General features: G+C 57.0%; 18 protein-coding genes. 17 read left to right on the top strand and 1 reads right to left on the bottom strand.

Annotated elements, in window-relative coordinates; genetic code table 11:
* Positions 1-115 precede the first annotated feature (115 nt).
* The 17 genes from rpmE (at position 116) to G437_RS0101835 (ending at position 14479) form a co-directional block, all read left to right on the top strand.
* On the top strand, positions 116-328 hold the full coding sequence (gene rpmE / locus G437_RS0101915; protein WP_004806098.1) for a 50S ribosomal protein L31: 213 nt from the start codon (positions 116-118) through the stop codon (positions 326-328).
* An 81-nt stretch (positions 329-409) separates the two neighbouring features.
* Positions 410-1501: a peptide chain release factor 1 gene (prfA, locus tag G437_RS0101910; protein WP_024330911.1), complete on the top strand. Its 1092-nt coding sequence runs from the start codon at positions 410-412 to the stop codon at positions 1499-1501.
* Positions 1498-2973 carry a peptide chain release factor N(5)-glutamine methyltransferase gene (gene prmC / locus G437_RS11555; RefSeq protein WP_024330910.1) on the top strand — a complete coding sequence of 492 codons (1476 nt, stop codon included), beginning with the start codon at positions 1498-1500 and terminating at the stop codon, positions 2971-2973. The genes prfA and prmC overlap by 4 nt, the downstream gene beginning before the upstream one ends.
* Positions 2970-4082: an MraY family glycosyltransferase gene (locus G437_RS0101900; RefSeq protein WP_024330909.1), complete on the top strand. Its 1113-nt coding sequence runs from the start codon at positions 2970-2972 to the stop codon at positions 4080-4082. The genes prmC and G437_RS0101900 overlap by 4 nt, the downstream gene beginning before the upstream one ends.
* A complete protein-coding gene (locus tag G437_RS0101895) occupies positions 4082-4513 on the top strand; it encodes a Cg1360 family ATP-synthase-associated protein (RefSeq protein ID WP_024330908.1) in 432 nt (143 codons plus the stop codon). The genes G437_RS0101900 and G437_RS0101895 overlap by 1 nt, the downstream gene beginning before the upstream one ends.
* A 97-nt stretch (positions 4514-4610) precedes the next feature.
* Positions 4611-5420 (top strand): F0F1 ATP synthase subunit A, encoded by an 810-nt coding sequence (gene atpB, locus G437_RS0101890; protein ID WP_024330907.1) that lies wholly within the window; start codon positions 4611-4613, stop codon positions 5418-5420.
* Between the two features lie 51 nt (positions 5421-5471).
* On the top strand, positions 5472-5693 hold the full coding sequence (gene atpE, locus G437_RS0101885) for an ATP synthase F0 subunit C (RefSeq protein ID WP_024330906.1): 222 nt from the start codon (positions 5472-5474) through the stop codon (positions 5691-5693).
* 2 nt (positions 5694-5695) lie between these two features.
* Positions 5696-6256 (top strand): F0F1 ATP synthase subunit B, encoded by a 561-nt coding sequence (locus G437_RS0101880; RefSeq protein WP_024330905.1) that lies wholly within the window; start codon positions 5696-5698, stop codon positions 6254-6256.
* Positions 6256-7074: a F0F1 ATP synthase subunit delta gene (locus G437_RS0101875; protein WP_024330904.1), complete on the top strand. Its 819-nt coding sequence runs from the start codon at positions 6256-6258 to the stop codon at positions 7072-7074. The genes G437_RS0101880 and G437_RS0101875 overlap by 1 nt, the downstream gene beginning before the upstream one ends.
* Before the next feature lie 23 nt (positions 7075-7097).
* Complete coding sequence (gene atpA, locus G437_RS0101870; protein WP_024330903.1) at positions 7098-8729, top strand: F0F1 ATP synthase subunit alpha; 1632 nt, start codon at positions 7098-7100, stop codon at positions 8727-8729.
* Entirely contained in the window at positions 8730-9656 is a 927-nt protein-coding gene (locus G437_RS0101865) for a F0F1 ATP synthase subunit gamma (protein ID WP_029769166.1), read from the top strand.
* A 15-nt stretch (positions 9657-9671) separates the two neighbouring features.
* A complete protein-coding gene (atpD, locus tag G437_RS0101860; RefSeq protein WP_024330902.1) occupies positions 9672-11123 on the top strand; it encodes a F0F1 ATP synthase subunit beta in 1452 nt (483 codons plus the stop codon).
* Complete coding sequence (locus G437_RS0101855) at positions 11124-11378, top strand: ATP synthase subunit epsilon (RefSeq protein ID WP_024330901.1); 255 nt, start codon at positions 11124-11126, stop codon at positions 11376-11378.
* A 23-nt stretch (positions 11379-11401) separates the two neighbouring features.
* On the top strand, positions 11402-11818 hold the full coding sequence (locus G437_RS0101850; protein WP_024330900.1) for a DUF2550 family protein: 417 nt from the start codon (positions 11402-11404) through the stop codon (positions 11816-11818).
* A 7-nt stretch (positions 11819-11825) separates the two neighbouring features.
* Positions 11826-12524, top strand: a complete 699-nt coding sequence (gene nucS / locus G437_RS0101845) for an endonuclease NucS (RefSeq protein ID WP_024330899.1) — start codon at positions 11826-11828, stop codon at positions 12522-12524.
* A 9-nt stretch (positions 12525-12533) separates the two neighbouring features.
* Positions 12534-13709, top strand: coding sequence for an N-acetylglucosamine-6-phosphate deacetylase (locus G437_RS0101840; RefSeq protein WP_024330898.1), 1176 nt, complete (start codon positions 12534-12536; stop codon positions 13707-13709).
* Between the two features lie 5 nt (positions 13710-13714).
* Entirely contained in the window at positions 13715-14479 is a 765-nt protein-coding gene (locus G437_RS0101835; RefSeq protein ID WP_024330897.1) for an alpha/beta fold hydrolase, read from the top strand.
* Here G437_RS0101835 and G437_RS0101830 read toward each other — a convergent pair.
* Positions 14476-15768 (bottom strand): coiled-coil domain-containing protein, encoded by a 1293-nt coding sequence (locus G437_RS0101830; protein WP_034490160.1) that lies wholly within the window; start codon positions 15766-15768, stop codon positions 14476-14478. The genes G437_RS0101835 and G437_RS0101830 overlap by 4 nt on opposite strands.
* Positions 15769-16115 lie beyond the last annotated feature (347 nt).

Here is a 16115-nt window from a genome sequence, read left to right as displayed (position 1 = left end):
TAACTTCTAGTGAGTACTCTCACCTAGGTTAGTGCCAAATCTTGTGGCATAATCTTTCTGTTCCGGTTCACCGCGAAGCGGACCCGGCGACCTCGAATTCCTTAAGGAGATTATTATGAAACAGGGAATCCACCCTGACTACCACCCAGTAACCGTGACCTGCACCTGCGGCAACGAGTTCCAGACTCGCTCCACCATTTCGGGCGATTCGATGCGTGTTGACGTGTGCAGCGCCTGCCACCCGTTCTACACTGGCAAGCAGAAGATCATGGATACCGGTGGTCGTGTTGCTCGCTTCGAGAAGCGCTACGGCAAGCGCAAGAAGTAAATAGGTCTTGTGGGCGCCGGTCGGGTCTTCCCGGCCGGCGCTTCCTTTGTAGTCGGCACAGCTATTTGTAGGAAAGCGATAATGAGCGCAAGTTTTGAGGCAGGGGAGAAGATTTTTGCCGATCTGGCAGAAGTCGAAAAGAAGATGTCGGATCCGCAGGTGTTGTCGGATCAGGTGCAGGCCCGCAAGGTGGGTCGGCGCTACTCGGAGCTAAAGCGGCAGGCTGAGGCAATTCGTTCCTGGCAGCAGCTCAGCGAGGATTTAGAGGCCGCCCAAGAACTTGCTGAAGTGGATTCCGAATTTGCGAACGAGGCCGAACGTCTTACCGCACAGGTCGACAAGGCACACCAGAAAATGCTCTCCGTGCTTGCTCCTCGCGATCCCGAGGATGCCTCGGATGTAATCATGGAAATCAAGGCTGGTGCGGGTGGCGAGGAGTCGGCGCTGTTTGCAGGGGATTTGTTGCGCATGTATCAGCGTTACAGCGAGAAGCGCGGTTGGACCTTCAAGGTCATGGACATGAACCAGACTGATTTGGGCGGGGTAAAGGACGCTCAAATCTCTATCCGCGCGAAGGGCAATCCCTCCCCTGAAGAGGGGGTGTGGGCTTCCATGAAGTACGAGGGCGGGGTTCACCGGGTTCAGCGCGTTCCTGTCACCGAGACTCAAGGCCGCATTCATACCTCGGCTGCGGGCGTCTATGTTATGCCCGAAGTTGAGGACGAGGGCGAGGTAGAAATCGGCCCCAACGACATTCGCGTTGACGTATTTCGTTCGTCTGGTCCCGGGGGCCAGTCTGTCAACACCACCGACTCGGCTGTTCGCATTACCCACTTGCCTACGGGAATTGTGGTGTCGATGCAGAATGAAAAATCGCAGATTCAAAACCGCGAGGCAGCAATGCGCGTGCTGCGTTCTAGGTTGGCCGAGGAAGAGCGTCGTAAACGCGAGGCCGAAGAGGCTGAAGCCCGCCATTCCCAGGTGCGCACGGTAGATAGGTCAGAGCGCATCCGCACCTACAACTTCCCTGAAAATCGCATTGCGGACCACCGCACGGGTTACAAGGCGTTTAACCTCGATATTGTGCTGGGTGGGGAGCTACAGCCTGTGATCGATTCTGCCATCAAGTTGGACGAAGAACACCAGTTGGCCAAGGCTACCGGGCAGGAATGAGTTCGCCTAGGGGAGCTATAAAACAGGGGGCTTACGTTCTAGCCGAGGCGGGCGTTGCCTCTCCTACTCCTGATGCTCGCGAGTTGATGGAGGCGGTTGTCGGAGACCTGTTTTCTGCCCCGAGCAAGCTGAGTGCTTCCCAGGAGGAGGAATATTTCACTCTAATTGGGAAGCGGGCCAGCCGGGTGCCTCTGCAGTATTTGACGGGAAAAATGTACTTTCGCCGGCGCACCTTGAAAGCCCTTCCCGGTGTATTTGTCGTGCGTCCGGAAACCGAAATGGTAGCTGAGGAGGCCATTCAGGCGGCGCGTGCCGTGGCAGTGAAAGCTAAATACCGGCCGGGGTGCGTGCGCGTGGTGGACCTGTGTACGGGCTCCGGAGCTATCGCCGGGGCTGTGGCTGATGAAATTCCCTCGGCTAGGGTCTGGGCGGTGGAAAAGGATTCTAAGGCGGTGGAACTGGCGCGCGCCAACTTGGAAGACTTATCTGTCAATCTGATTCAGGGGGACGCTACGAGTGCCGATACGCTCGCCGCCCTCGATGGAAGCGTCGACGTGGTGGTGTCAAATCCCCCCTATGTGCCGGCCGGGCAGGTGAGCCAGGCCGAGGCCCTCTATGACCCCGAGATGGCGCTCTACGGGGGCGGGGAAGACGGATTAGCTGTTCCCCTCCAAATAATAAAGAGGGCGAGGGTCCTGCTGCGTCCGGGGGGAACACTTGTTATGGAACACGCCGAAAGCCAGTCGCAAAAGCTAAGAGCGGCCTGCCGGGAGGCTGGTTTTGTCGAGGTCAGTACCGGTCGAGATCTAGCGGGCAGGCAACGCTACGTGCTTGCGCGCTTGCCTAGAATAGGGGCCATGAGTATTTATTCGGCACCGGAAGCTAGTGAGCCCTTGAAGGCGGCTGTGGCTGACGGCGAGTTAGTTGTTATCCCCACCGACACGGTATACGGTATTGGAGCTGATCCTCGCAGCAGTCGAGCGGTAGAAAAGCTTTTAGCAGCCAAGAATAGAAGCGGGCAGATGCCTCCGCCAATTCTCTTGGCGAAACCTGAGCAGTGGCGGCTCGTTGCTTCAACGATGAGCCCCAAAATGGAGGCGCTCGCTAAGGCCTTCTGGCCGGGTGCGTTGACATTGATTTTGCCCGCGGGTGAGGGGCTAGGTTGGGACAGTCAGGCCAAAGGAGGAACAGTGGCCGTTCGCGTACCGGGCTTAGACGCGGCGCGAGTGTTACTAGAAGGCACCGGCCCACTGGCAGTAACTTCCGCAAATATTCACGGTGACGATCCTGCGCAAAATGTTTCGGATGCCGTGAAGTATTTTGGCGATACTGTTGCGGTGTACGTGGACGCTGGTTCCACACCGGGGCCAGTGCCTTCTACCATCGTGGCTGAAGAAGGCGAACACATGCGTATCCTTCGCCAGGGAGTAATTCCTGCTAGTGACTTAGCGCGCGTTTGGGAGAGTGCGTGAAGCTCTATCTCCTTCTTGCCCTCGTCGCCGGGGCAGTGACCTACTTGCTAACGCCCGTTGTTCGGCAGCTGGCGTTGGCTGCCCATGCGCTGACTCCGGTGCGCGACCGAGATGTACACACGGTACCCACCCCCAGGCTGGGCGGAGTGGCCATGTTGGGGGGATTCGCGGTAGCTATGACGGTAGCTGCGCACGTGCCGTATTTTGCCCGCCTGTTTTCTGACCCCCAGCCGTGGTCGCTGCTAGGTGGAGCTGCGGGAATCTGCGTGCTGGGATTCCTAGATGATCTGTGGGACCTGGAGTGGTGGACTAAAATGGCCGGCCAAATACTCATCGCAGGGGGGATGGCTTGGGGTGGTGTCCAGCTGGTAAGTTTTCCCATATTTGGGCTCACTATCGGGTCTTCCAAACTTTCTATAGCGGTTACCGTAATAGTGGTAGTCGCCTGCATAAATGCGGTGAATTTCGTCGATGGTCTGGATGGTTTGGCTGCGGGATGCATAGCCATAGGGGCCACGGGATTTTTTATCTATTCTTACATGCTGGTGCGTTTTACCAATGCCCAGTCATACGCGTCGCTGGCGGCCGCCGTAGTAATAATGTTGGTGGGGATATGCGCTGGGTTTCTACCCCATAATTTCCACCCGGCAACCATTTTTATGGGTGACACGGGAGCGATGTTACTTGGGCTGCTGTCCGCCGGGGTCTCAATTTTAGTTACGGGACAGGTAGATCCGGCTATGTTTGCCGGTTCGGAAATGCTGCCTGCACTATTGCCTCTGATCTTGCCGGTCGCGGTATTGATACTGCCCCTAACTGACATGACTATGGCCGTATTTAGGCGTATGAGAGCGGGCCACTCGCCGTTCCACCCGGACCGCATGCACCTGCACCACAGGCTGCTCAATTTAGGTTATTCAGTGGTTACGGCTGTCCTTGTCATGTATATGTGGGCGGCATATGTGGCGCTTGGGGCTGCAGCTTTGGTGGTTTTCGATCCAATACACGTGGGTATTGGGCTACTGGTCGGGGCTGTGGTGGTTGTAGGTATTAGCGTCTTTTCAATCCCCAGGGTAAAAAATAGGATTCTTCGGAAGGGAGACAACTGATGGATCAAGTTGCACGCGCTATGGCTTCGGCCCGGAAAGCTGTGGCGGTTTCTTACTTGGTCGTAGCCGCCGGAGCCGTAATTGTAGGCGCCTTGGCGCGAGGTAAAACGGGGGTTATCTCCGCGGTGGTCGCGGCGGCGCTGGGGGCGGTATTGTGTCTGGCAACTGTTATAGTGAATCACTACGGTGTCAAGTATCCAAACTACGTAGTAGCTGCGCTCGCAGGCGGATTTTTACTAAAACTGGCAGCGCTCATTACCGGGTTTTTATTGACGAGGCATTTTGGCTCGCTCGACACTTTCGTAGTGGGGCTCACACTTGCAGTTATGATAGTCGTCACAATGTTTGCTGAAACGTTAGCTCTGGTTCGGGCACGAGTCAGTGCGGTTACTCCGAAACCACAGCTAGAGCGCAGTTTTGAAAGTTGCTGACGGCAGATGAACGCTCAGTGAGCGCATGTTGTACGCTATGTCAGGTGATGGCTATGTTTAGGTCAACGGCTCCACTAAGGAAGCAGGAGGTGCCCTGGTGCTAAAAGCGCTAGCGGTTGGGAATGCGTTAGTTCAAACCGGCGGGGAGTTCCATACCCCGTCGTTGGATGATTTTTTCCCACCAATTTTCGCATTCGAAGGAACGCCATTCGCGCTCAACCGCGTCATGCTGATTAGGCTCATCATGCTCGCTGTCATGGTCGTGCTATTTCTGGCCTACACGTATAGGGCGAAGCTGGTTCCCTCAAGGGGCCAGGCAACAATGGAGCTGCTCTTCGACTTTGTGCGCACTTCCATCTCTGAGCAGGCCATGGGAAAGAAGATGGCCGCCAAGTATTCGGGCGTTGTAGCCGTAGTCTTTTTTACCGCCCTCTTTATGAACTTTGCCGGAATTATCCCCGGATTGAATTTGGCTGGTACCTCCGTTGCAGGTTTGCCTATTCTCATGGCCATACTGTCCTGGGTTGCGTTCATTTATGCCGGCATTCGCGAGCAGGGGGTAGGGGGATTCTTCAAATCGGCGCTTTTCCCGCCGGGAGTTCCCAAGCCAATTTATCTGATTCTCACCCCGATTGAAGCACTGTCGACCTTTGTGATCCGCCCGTTCACACTCTTTGTTCGTTTGATGGCGAATATGATCTCGGGGCACTTCATGCTGGCGCTCTGCTTGGCAGGTACCAACTTCCTGCTTTTGTACACTCAGGGCCCGCTCAGGGGAGTGGGGGTTGCCACCTTCCTAGGGGCAATATTTGTGACCTTGTTCGAAATGCTGGTTGCCTTCCTCCAGGCCTACATTTTCGCAATCCTCACCGCTGTATACATCGATCTTTCGGTGCACTCGCACTGATAACCGGCTGCATCCGCATCCGGAAACCAAATAAAGAAAAGGAAAATACCAATGACTGGTAGCGCAGCAGTACTAGCAACCATCGGTTACGGCCTGGCCACACTTGGCCCTGGCATCGGCATCGGCTTGCTCGTGGCAAAGACTCAGGAATCTATTGCTCGTCAGCCCGAGGTTGCCGGCAGGCTAACCACCAACATGTTTATTGGCGTCGCCTTTGTTGAGGCGCTAGGTCTGCTAGGTCTAGTTGCAGGCATTCTGTGGGCTAACGCATAAACATGTATTCCGCAGTACTACAGGTTGCTGCAGAGGCTCAACGCAACCCACTTCTTCCTGAACTGTTCGATATTTTCTGGTCGGCAGTGGTCTTGATCGTGGTTGCGCTAGTTCTGGGCAAATTCGCATTGCCAACCTTCAACAAGATGGTTGACGAGCGCGCCCGCAAGATCGAAGAAGGCTTGAAACTAGCTGAAGAAGCTAAGAAACAGGTAGCCGACGCCGATCAACAGGCTCGTAGCGAACTGCGCGAGGCGCGCAAAGAAGCTCAGGAGATTCGCGATCAGGCCCGCGCAGATGGCAAAGACATAGTTGCGCGTGCCCGTGAAGAGGCGAAGCAAGAAGCGGAGCGTGTGCTCTCGACAGCAAAGCGAGAAATTGAAGCAGAACGGCAATCGGCGCAGCTTTCTCTCCGGACAGACGTGGGCCTGCTTGCCTCCCAACTTGCCGAGAAAATCGTTGGCGAGCAACTGACCGATCGCGAGCTTTCGGCCCGCGTCATCGATCGGTTCTTGGACGATCTGGAGGCAAACCCGGCGCCGGAAGGAGCTGAGTCTAAGTAATGCGTGCATCGAGTGCGGCAGCGCGTGAGGCGGGGCGCAAAGTCCTCAAGGAGGGCACGGCCTCTGCCTGGCAGACCATAGGTGAGGTGTCGGCTGATCTTTTCGCTGCGGCGGATTTGGTTAGAGCTAATCCCTCCCTCGCCAGGGCAATGACTGATCCTGCTCGTAGTGGCGAGGACAAGGCTAAACTGGCCAACGATGTCTTCGGCTCCTCACTGCAGCCTCTGGCCTTAGAAGTTCTAACTGCTTTGACTGGTGGGCGTTGGTCGCAAGAATCCGATCTCGCGCTCGCGTTGGAAGACATTGCGGTAGACGGCCAGCTATATTCGGCTGCAAGTAAGAACAACCTGGAACGGGTTGGTCGGGATCTTTTTGCCGTTACCCAACTGCTCGGCGAGAGGCGCGATTTGCGTAACGCGCTATCCGACTCAGCTGTGCAGCGAGCACCGCAGAGGGCTCGCCTTGCTCAGTCTGTATTTCGCGACGCGCTTTGCCCACAGGCCCTCCAGCTAGTTGAGAGGGCAACGATGTATCCGCGGGGAGGGTCGCTACTGTCCACACTGCGGCGCGATCTGGAACGAGCCTCAAGTTTGCGGGAGCGAAAACTCGTAACCGTCGAGGCTCCGCAGGAACTGTCGGAGTCCCAACTCAACCGACTTCGCCAGATTTTGTGCAAGCGTTACGGCAAGGACGTTGAGCTCAACGTCTCGATCGTTCCTTCCTTGCTCGGTGGACTCCGTGTCCACACGTCCTCCCATATCACCGACGGCACAGTCCGTAAGGCCCTGGCCCGTACGCGCGAACGTTTGGCCGGCTAACACAATACAAAGTAAGGATTCCCATGGCTGAACTTTCCATCGCCCCCGAGAAAATTCGGGAAGCGTTGAACAGCTTTGTTGACAGCTACGAACCAAGTAAAGCTAATACCGAAGAAGTAGGTCACGTCATCTCCACCGCAGACGGCATCGCCCGCGTGGAGGGATTGCCCGGGACCATGGCAAACGAGCTCCTTCGTTTCGAAGACGGCACCTTGGGCCTGGCTATGAACCTGGATGTACGCGAAATTGGTTGCGTTGTTCTAGGCGACTTTGGCGGCATCGAAGAGGGGCAGCAGGTATACCGCACCGGCGAAGTTTTGTCCGTCGGCGTTGGCGATGGCTACCTCGGCCGCGTTGTGGACCCGATGGGGGCACCAATTGACGGCCTCGGCGAAATCACTGATATTGAGGGTCGCCGTGCACTGGAGTTGCAGGCTCCCGGCGTAATGATGCGCAAGTCAGTCCATGAGCCGCTGCAAACTGGTCTAAAGGCAATCGACTCAATGATCCCTATCGGTCGCGGACAGAGGCAGCTAATTATTGGCGACCGGCAGACCGGTAAGACCGCAATCGCGATCGATACTATTTTGAACCAGCGCGATAACTGGCTAAGTGGTGATCCCCAGAAGCAGGTGCGTTGCATCTATGTAGCAATCGGGCAAAAGGGCTCTACTATCGCCTCGGTGCGTTCCACACTCGAAGAAGCAGGTGCGCTAGAATACACCACGATCGTGGCCTCCCCGGCATCGGACCCGGCTGGCTTTAAATACCTTGCCCCCTACACCGGTTCGGCCATTGGCCAGCACTGGATGTACTCGGGCAAGCACGTGCTGATTGTATTCGACGACCTGTCGAAGCAGGCTGAAGCCTACCGTGCGGTTTCGCTGTTGCTGCGGCGTCCGCCAGGGCGCGAAGCCTACCCGGGCGACGTGTTCTACTTGCACTCCCGCCTGCTTGAGCGTTGCGCAAAGTTGTCCGACGAGCTCGGGGGCGGTTCTATGACGGGCTTGCCTCTAATCGAAACCAAGGCGAACGATGTTTCTGCCTACATTCCTACAAACGTAATTTCTATTACCGACGGGCAGATCTTCCTGCAGTCGGACCTGTTTAACTCCAACCAGCGTCCGGCGGTAGACGTGGGTATTTCGGTTTCCCGCGTCGGCGGCGATGCCCAGATCAAGGCAATGAAGAAGGTCGCCGGTACTCTGAAGCTAACCTTGGCCCAGTACCGTAGCCAGGCGGCGTTTGCGATGTTTGCCTCCGACCTCGACGAGGCTACTCGCCAGCAGCTTACCCGCGGTGAGCGCCTGATGGAGTTGTTGAAGCAGCCGCAGTCTTCACCGGTGAAAGTCGAAGATCAGGTAGCTGTAATTTGGGCTGGTACCCACGGCTACTTGGATGATCTTCCGGTTTCCGCTGTCAAGGGCTTTGAGGCCGGATTGATTGACCACCTGCGTTCGCACACCAAGGTTCTTCAGACTATCGCTTCCACTGGGTTACTGGAGGAAGATACCGAAGCTGAGCTGAAGGCCGGGGTTGAGCAGTTCCACTCGACTTTTGCTGCAAACTTTGACTCCGCTCACGTGGATGGCGCAGATAACAAAGTCGAGGCCGAACATACACAAGAGCAGATTACGCGCGGAAAGCGGTCCTAAATGGGCGGCAAGCAACGCGTCTATAAGCACAAGATCAACTCCACTGCCACCTTGAAAAAGGTTTTCAGGGCGATGGAGCTGATCGCTGCTTCTCGTATTGGCAAGGCCCGTCAGAACGCTGCGGAAGCGGAACCGTTTTCGCGTGCGGTGACCAAGGCAGTAATGGCGGTGTCAGTACACTCGGATATGGACCACCCATTGACCCGTCCTCGTACGGACACTAAGAAGGTGGCCGTAATCGCGATAACTTCCGACCGCGGTATGGCGGGCGCATATTCGGCGAACATTCTTCGGGAAACTGAAAAACTCCTCAAGAAGCTCGCTGAAGAAGGCAAAGAACCGGTGCTGTACACTTCCGGACGGCGTGCGCAATCCTACTTCCGGTTCCGCGAACGGCCCATTGCCAAGTCCTGGACCGGGGTCTCGGACAATCCGGACGAGGAAACCATTCACGATATCGCCACTACGTTGCAGCAGGCCTTTTTGGCTAGCCCGGAAGACGGCGGGGTAGGCGAGGTCTACATGGTCTTTACTCGTTTCAAGTCCATGGTGTCGCAGGTTCCCGAGGTGCGTAAGATGCTCCCGCTCAAGGTAGTCGACTCCGAAGAGCTCATCGACCTCGACGCCGAAAAGATGTGGAACAAGTACACCGAGGGGCAGGCAATGCCCCTGTATGAGTTCGAACCATCGGCGGACGAGCTGCTCAACTACGTTTTGCCTATGTACGTAGAGGTTCGGATTCGCCACGCACTGCTGCAGGCCGCGGCCTCTGAACTGGCATCCAGGCAGACCGCGATGCACACGGCCTCCGACAATGCCGAGGAACTCATCAACGACTACACCAGGCTTGCAAATGCTGCAAGGCAGACCGAAATCACCCAAGAGATTACCGAAATCGTGTCCGGTGCCGACGCACTGGCAAGTTAGAGGGAATAAGTAAAAATGACTGAAACTGAAGAAAAAGTCCCGGGCGTCGGCCGCATTGCGCGCGTTACGGGCGCAATTGTCGACATCGAGTTCCCGCCGGATGCGATACCCGATATGTATAACGCTCTAAAGGTGGAAGTTGACCTATCGGGGCAGGGCGAGGGCGAGAACGTCCAGCAGATGACCTTGGAAGTTGCTCAGCACCTAGGCGATAACCTGGTTCGTGCGATTGCGCTCAAGCCTACGGATGGACTCGTGCGTGGCGCCAAGGTCATAGACACGGGTGAGTCAATCACGGTTCCCGTAGGTGACGTCACTCGTGGCCACGTCTTCAACGTGATCGGGGAGTGCCTGAATCTAGAAAAGGGCGAGAGCCTCGAGGTAACTGAACGCTGGCCGATTCACCGGCAGCCTCCAAAGTTCGAAGAACTCGAACCCAAGACTCAGATGTTCGAGACGGGCATCAAGGTTATCGACCTGCTAACTCCGTACGTTCAGGGTGGCAAGATCGGTCTGTTCGGAGGCGCGGGCGTAGGAAAGACCGTGCTTATTCAGGAAATGATTCAGCGTGTAGCCCAGGACCACGGCGGTGTGTCCGTGTTCGCCGGTGTTGGTGAACGTACTCGCGAGGGCAACGACCTGATTCACGAGATGGATGAGGCCGGAGTGTTCGACAAGACGGCACTCGTGTTCGGCCAGATGGACGAGCCGCCAGGAGTACGTCTCCGCATTGCACTGACCGGCCTTACGATGGCGGAATACTTCCGCGACGTGAAGAACCAGGACGTGTTGCTGTTCATCGACAACATCTTCCGTTTCACCCAGGCGGGCTCCGAGGTTTCCACCCTGCTTGGCCGCATGCCCTCGGCAGTGGGCTACCAGCCCAACCTGGCCGACGAAATGGGCCAGTTGCAAGAGCGCATTACTTCTGCGGGGGGGCACTCGATTACTTCCCTGCAGGCAATTTACGTTCCCGCCGACGACTACACTGACCCGGCCCCAGCCACAACCTTCGCCCACTTGGACGCGACCACCGAACTTTCGCGTGAAGTCGCCTCTCGTGGCCTGTACCCAGCAGTAGATCCGCTGGCGTCGTCCTCGCGAATTCTGGATCCGCGCTACGTTGGCGAGGAACACTACGAAGTGGCCACCAGGGTCAAGTCGATTCTGCAGAAGAACAAGGAATTGCAGGACATCATCTCGATCTTGGGCGTAGACGAACTGTCGGAAGAGGACAAGGTCACTGTGGCCAGGGCTCGCCGCATTGAGCAGTTCCTTTCGCAGAATACCTACATGGCCGAGAAGTTCACCGGCGTTGAAGGCTCCACCGTACCGCTGTCCGAAACCGTTGAGGCTTTCAAACGAATCTGCGACGGCGTATACGACAAGGTGCCCGAACAGGCTTTCTTCAATATCGGTGGCATCGACGACCTAGAACGCAACTGGCACGAAATGCAGAAGGCATAAATGTTAGACGTAAACGTAGTTTCGCGCTCTGAGTCAATATGGTCCGGCAGCGCCTCCTCGGTAACCGTCCCCTCCGCCGACGGCGAAGTGGGTATCTTGCCGGGGCGGCAACCGCTGCTGGCAGCCATGACAAGGGGAACGGTTCGGGTAAAGGACGGCGAGGCAGTCAAAGCCGAGGTAAAGGTCCTTCGGGGCCTGCTTTCGGTGGACTCCGACATGGTAACCGTCCTTATAGACGAATTGGATAACAACTAGCTAGAACAGCTAACATATAGTGCATGACGACAAATAATGCTTTGACAATCCTCATCGCGGTTATTGCGGGTGTTGGATTGGTCTTCGTTGTCGTCGTTGCACTTTATGCTTTCCGCATGTCACGCGTTATGCATTCTGCATCTTTTGACTGCGATTACCGGCCGGACATCACCTCGGGGTGGACGGCCGGTTTTGCTGTCTATGAACGCGATTCGTTGGATTGGTACAGGCTCGTTTCGTTTCGGCACAAGCCAGACCTTTCGTGGACTCGCCGTTCGATGCTGCTCGAGCGTCCAGTCCGCATCGGAAAGCGCGATGGTAAAGAAGTTTTTTTGACAAATGTGCGCGCTGACGGCCACAAGTTCGATCTGGCAATGGGCCGGGACGACCTAAACGGGCTCGTGTCCTGGTCCGAGGCCGCGCCTCCGCGAGCACAGTAGGAATTTCATGCGACTTGTTGTTGCGACATGCTCTGTCGACTACTCGGGGCGCCTCGACGCCCATTTGCCCATGGCCACTCGGCTGCTTATGGTCAAGGCCGACGGGTCGGTGCTGGTACATTCTGACGGCGGCTCGTATAAGCCTTTGAACTGGATGGGGGCCCCTTGCAATCTGCATGAGGTGGATCCTGATGCGGACCAGGTGGCGGCCGGCATTACGAAGGTGTGGGACGTACGTGCAAAGAAGACTGACGATCGGCTAGTCGTTCGTATCGGGCAGGTGTTTCACGACGTGCAGGAAACGTTTGGGGTGGACCCTGGCCTTACCAAAGACGGTGTTGAGGCGCACCTGCAGGAGTTGTTAGCCGCACAGGTACCAGACATTTTAGGCGAAGGCTGGCGCCTAGTACGACGGGAATACCCCACTGCAATTGGGCCGGTGGACTTGCTAGTGCGCGACCCTGAGGGGAAGGCGTGGGCTATCGAGGTCAAACGCGTTGGGGGCATCGATGGGGTTGAACAGCTCACAAGATATTTGGAACTACTTGGGCGCGATCCAAAACTTTCCGGCATAGGTGGCATTTTTGCCGCCCAACAAATACGTCCGCAGGCTAAGGTACTTGCGGAAGATCGCGGCATAACAACTATGCTGCTTGACTACGCGGCTATGCGCGGCAGCGACGACGCAGAGGCCAGGTTGTTTTAGAGAGGGAAAATGGTTGCCTTCAAAGGAGAAGTAGTTACCCCGGAAGGGATCAGGTCTGATTCGGTAGTTGAAGTTAGTGAGGGAAAAATTAGCTGGATTGGCCCTGCCTCCAGCTACTCCGAACAGATTGCCGAGAGCGTTGGGTATATTCTTCCTGGACTCGTCGATGTACACTGCCATGGCGGGGGAGGAGCTTCCTTCCCCGATGCGAAGGATGTAGATGAGGCCAGAACAGCAGCGTTCGAGCACCTGCGCTCTGGTACCACGACTCTAGTTGGATCTCTAGTCACCCAAGATAAGCCGGTCCTGCTAAAGCAGGCAGGCATTTTGGCTCGCCTATGCGAAGAGGGCGTGCTTGCGGGCATCCATTTTGAAGGACCTTTTGTCTCTGAAGGGCACTGTGGGGCACAGGATCCGCGTTACATTTTGTCCCCTGATGCTGCTTTCACCCGGGAGTTACTCCAGGCTTGCAATGGGTGGGCTGCAACAATGACCCTAGCTCCCGAGAAAGAGGGGGTACTTGGAGGAAATGGAGTAGCCGAAGCGCTGTTAGAGGGTGGGGCTTTGCCCTCGTATGGCCACACCGATGCGACTTCTGGCGAGTTTGCCCAGGCCATCGACCAAACCTACAGGGAAATGGGAGCTCGGAAAACGCGTTCCCCTCTGCCCACAGTTACACACTTGTTCAACGGCATGGCTCCCATGCACCATCGCCGTCCCGGTCCGGTGCCCGAGGCATTGGCAGCTGCAAAGGAAGGCAAAGTAGTACTTGAGATCATCTGCGACGGGGTCCACGTGTCGCCCTCGTTGGTAAGAGCCGTCTATGAATTAGTGGGCCGGGAGGCAATTACCTTTGTAACAGACGCGATGGCAGCAGCGGGCATGCCAGATGGGCAATATCGGCTCGGGCCTCAGGAAGTCAGGGTAGAATCCGGCAAAGCCTACCTTGCCGAGGGGGATTCTCTTGCCGGGGGGACGTCGCACCTGCTCGACTGTGTAAAGGTGGCAACTGTGGCCGGAATCCCTCTTGCAGATGCGGTCTACTGCGCCTCATCTTCGGGAGCAAAAATTTTGGGGCGCGAAGATATCGGTGTCCTAGAGGTAGGAAAGAGGGCGGACCTAGTTCTTACAGATTCGGACTTGGCTCCGCTCCAGGTAATAAAGGACGGGCGAGGGCTAAACTAGTGCCCATGAGCACTATTCACACGTACGGCCCCGGTTCGGATACAGCAATAGTATTGCTGCCTGCCTTTCCGTTTGATTCTAGGCTATGGGAGGCTGTCGCCTCTCAGCTCGAGGGATTGCCCGTTGTGACAGTGGATCCGCCCGGCTTTGCTGGCGAGGCGGTTCCTGTAACGCCTTCGCTGGAGGCGTATGCCTCTTCCGTGGCAGACAAATTGGCCGGGCGGGGCATCAGGCGCATCCTGGTGGCAGGGTGCTCTATGGGGGGATACACCGCCTTGACCATGGCGGAACGCTACCCGAAGTTGGTGGCAGCTATAGGTCTGATAGGAACTCATGCGGGCCCCGACAGCGCTCAGGCGCGGGCTGGGCGTACCGAAGCAGCTGTGCGAGCTCTGGCGGGCTCTGACATGCCGGAGCGAGCCGAAGGAACTAAGAAGCTGCTGGGGGCGTCCTCGCAAAAGGACGACGAACTTGTGCAGATCTTGCGTTCGTGGGCCGCGGAGGCTCCTGCCGAAGCCGTAGCGTGGTGCCAACGGGCCATGGCAGGGCGGCCGGGCCGTTTGCATGTACTAGCGCGTGCAAATATAGACGGAATCGTTGTGCGCGGGGTAGAAGATCCCGTTACCAGCGCCGACCAGGCCGAAGCCATGGCTAAGGCGCTACAGACCCAGGTCATAGAGGTGCCCAGGTGCGGCCACCTCGTACCAATTGAAGCTCCTTCAATAGTGGCGCGCCACCTGGGCGACTTATATGAGCACGTGTTCCGCTAGTCTTCAGTTTGCTGGGCTGACGGAAGATCCGCCGAGCTAGCCTCGCCCTCGTCTAACGCGAGTGGTTTGGACTGCATCGGGGTAATGCCTTCGAGGGCGGAAGCCGTTTCGGTAGTTAGGAGGCCTCGCAGTTCCTCGAGGTAGGCAGCAACCGAATTGCGCTGCTGAGTGAGTTTTTCGACCGTGCGCTGAGCAGAAGCCCGTTCCGACTGGGCTTCGACGCGAGCGGACTCGCGCAGTTGCTCAGCCTCGGCTTCGGCTGAGGCTATGATCGACTCGGCAGAACGACGCGCCTCTTCCTGGCGGCGACGTACTACAGCGTCGGTGTCGGTAAGGAGACGCTCAGCACGCTGCAGAGTATCGCCCAAATGCTTCTCGGCTTCGGCAACCTGTGCCTTAGCAGCAGCAACCATCTTGGCGGTCTCGTCGTAGGCCTGCTGGTGGGCGGCAGCGTCGGCCTCTTTCGCCTCGGCACGGGCTTGAGCAATTTCCGTTTCCGCCTCCTGGCGGTTCTGTTCGATCTGGTTGCGCAGATTTTCAGCTTCTACACGTGCCTCCCGCAGCACCGCATCCGCCTCGTTTTTGGCATCCGTGAGTAGACGTTCAGCCTCGAGTTTTGCTGCTTCGCGGGCCTGGTTGGTTTCCGAGAGAGCTGAATCGCGTAGCGACTGGGCCTCGGTAGAGGCATCGTTGCGCATTTGCGAGGATTCCTGTTCAGCCTTGACCCGCATTTCCACGTAGTCTTTCTCGGCTTGAGCGCGCTGCAATTCGGTTTCGCGCTGGGTGGTGGCCCGCAGGTCAGCAACCTCGGTGTTGACCTCGGCACGCAAAGAAGAGGCTTCGCGTTCGGCGGCGGCGACCAGCTCGTCAGCACGGTGTTGGGCATTGGTGAGTACGGTCTCGGCCTCGGTAGCCGCACGAGTGGTGCGTTCTTCTGCTTCGCGGCGCGCCTCAGAAAGCATGCCGGCGGCTTCTGCTTCGGCGCGCTGGGTCATGCGGGAGGTATTGTCGCGGGTTTTCTGCAGTAGCGCCTCAGCATCGGCGTTCGCTTTGCCCACGATGGCGGTTGACTGTTCTTCAGCTGAACGCAGCAATTGTTCGATGCGAGCCCCCACGCCTTCATAGGAACCGCGGTCAATGTCGCGCACCTGCGCTTTGGCGTCGGAGAGCTGTTCTGACAGATCTTCGCTGCGGGCCTCCGCTGCTGCGAGCCGTTCACGGAGCTCGGATAGTTCTGCGTTCAGGTTCTGTAACTGCGTATCCACTTGCACGCGGTCATAGCCGCGCATAACAATTGGAAAATCAGTCTGCTCTTCCACGTGTTCCTCCTCGCGCGTGCCGCGCGTAAGCGCCCGGGGGCATCGTTACAAAAATCGTTCCTATTGTCGCACTATTTTCTATTTGCAACCAAGTTCCACGCCGAGAATTTGGGACTTTGGCGTTTGGCTGCACAGTTTTGTTTGCGACGAACAGCGGTAGCAATATCCGGATAAGCTGCCTGGCAATCCCGCAGGTGGGGCTGAGCCGCGGTCCAACAGTTTCGCCACTTGCAACATTTGGCAATTTCGTTGTCCCTGCGACTCCGCCCACGTATGCCTCTAATTTGGACCGCGGATGGCCTATTTCTGCTAAAAGG

The organism is Winkia neuii subsp. neuii DSM 8576 (assembly GCF_000420405.1).
Classification (GTDB): Bacteria; Actinomycetota; Actinomycetes; order Actinomycetales; family Actinomycetaceae; genus Winkia; species Winkia neuii.
Note: the sequence above shows the minus strand (reverse complement) of the source record. Positions and strands in the feature narration are given on the sequence as shown.